This is a genomic window from Faecalitalea cylindroides (genome assembly GCF_028321995.1).
In the GTDB taxonomy this organism is placed as follows: domain Bacteria; phylum Bacillota_I; class Bacilli_A; order Erysipelotrichales; family Erysipelotrichaceae; genus Faecalitalea; species Faecalitalea cylindroides.
Genome location: NZ_JAQLXG010000034.1, coordinates 1 through 1927 on the forward strand (window position 1 = coordinate 1; position 1927 = coordinate 1927).

2 protein-coding genes are annotated in these 1927 nt (G+C 39.5%); both read left to right on the top strand.

Translation table 11 applies throughout. The features are described 5' to 3' along the window. Positions 1-1047: Mu transposase domain-containing protein (locus PND65_RS09565; RefSeq protein ID WP_271992499.1), on the top strand; the 1047-nt coding region annotated here is incomplete at its 5' end. Then, a complete protein-coding gene (gene istB / locus PND65_RS09570; protein WP_195376463.1) occupies positions 1040-1789 on the top strand; it encodes an IS21-like element helper ATPase IstB in 750 nt (249 codons plus the stop codon). The genes PND65_RS09565 and istB, both read left to right, overlap by 8 nt. Positions 1790-1927: the final 138 nt, after the last annotated feature.

Sequence of the window (1927 nt, forward strand, 5' to 3'; positions counted from 1 at the left end):
ACCCTTCCATTCAGTATGTGCAGCTTTGTCCGTGCCTGTCCGAGCATGAAGATCGGCGACTGGATCGATTGCCATATCCACGCTTTCCGGTATTTTGAAGGTGTTACCCGATTACTTGTCCCCGACAATCTGAAAACCGGGGTTATCTCCAACAGAAAATATGAAGATCCTGTTCTCAACAAGTCCTATCAGGAAATGGCAGATCACTATGATACGACAATACTTCCTACCAGAGTACGTAGGCCGAAAGATAAAGCAGCGGTTGAGGGTGCGGTCGGAGATTGTACGATAGCTATCGTTGGAAAACTTAGAAATCGAAAGTTTTTTTCATTCGAAGAACTGAATGAAGCGATACTCAAAGAATTGGATACGTTTAATTCAAAACCTTTTCAAAAGAAGGAAGGCTCTAGAAAATCGGTCTACATGGATGAAGAATTTCCATTTATGAAACCTTTACCGAAATACCCTTTTGAATTGAGTGAATGGAAGCGTGCCAAAGTCCAGCTTAATTATCATATATCGGTTGAAAAAATGAACTATTCCGTTCCCTATGAATATGTCGGTCATTATGTGGATGTGAAACTCACAAAACGTTCGGTGACCGTCTACTATAAGATGAACCAGGTATGTTCCCATGATCGTCTTTATGGACGGATCAATCAATATTCAACCAATGAGAGCCATATGCCGGAAAACCATCAAAGATTCCTCTGGAACAAGGACCGTTTTATACGATGGGCCGCTTCAATCGGTGAAAGTACAACGACAGTCGTCCAGAAATTATTCAACCGATATAAAGTGGAGGAACAGGCCTATAAGGGGTGTATGTCCCTTCTGAAATTATCGGATAAATATGGAAAGACTAGACTGGAAGATGCGTGTCAATTGGCGTTGGAGCACATCAGCCAGCCTAGCTATAGAAATATTAGAATGATACTGCAGTCAAATCAAGACAGGAAGAAGAAAACCCAAACTTCTCAAAAGGAGACCGTCGAGTATGCCTTTGTGAGAGGGAAAGACTATTATGGAGGAAAACGGAATGGATAGAAAAGAATTGATCATGAAACTCAAACAAATGAAGTTACCGGTCATAGCGGAACGATATGAAATGCAGTCATCCGATCCTGATTACAGCCAGCTATCGTTCGATGAAAGATTTGGCGAAATGATAGATATGGAATATGACAGTCGAATCAATCATACGATAGAGAAAAATATCAGAAACGCTAAATTCTATGATTCTACAGCGAACTTAGAATCTATTGACTATAATCCTGAAAGACAATTGAACCGTTCCCAGATGGAAGAACTGGCAACCAATAGATATATCGACAACGGATTAAATATAATATTCGTAGGTGCATCTGGATGCGGTAAGACCTGGTTATCCAACGCTCTGGGAGTACATGCATGTCGGAACAGAAAAACGGTATTGTATATCCGTTTACCAGAACTTTTCTCAAAATTTGAAGAAATGAGGATCCAGGGGAAATATAACGAGTATCTGAACAAACTCGGAAAGTATGATCTGGTTATACTGGATGAATTTTTATTGAAACCAACGAACGAAACAGAACGAAGTGACTTATTAGAGTTGATGGAAAAACGGTGTAACAAAAAATCAACTATTTTCTGCAGCCAGTATTCATTTGATGGATGGCATCAATCATTGGATGGTGGTCCAATCGCAGATGCGATACTGGATCGCATCGTCAATTCCTCCTATATGATCACACTTCATGGAAAGTCATTAAGAGAAACATATTCAAAATTGAATAGATCCAAATAGTAAAAAAGCACGGTTTAAATAGCCGTGTTTTTATGTGGACTTCTTTACGTATTTATATTTATAAAATAGTGGACTTCATAAGCGGATTGAGTGGACTTCTCTATCGTACAGGATGGACTTCAGTTAACGGAATACTCA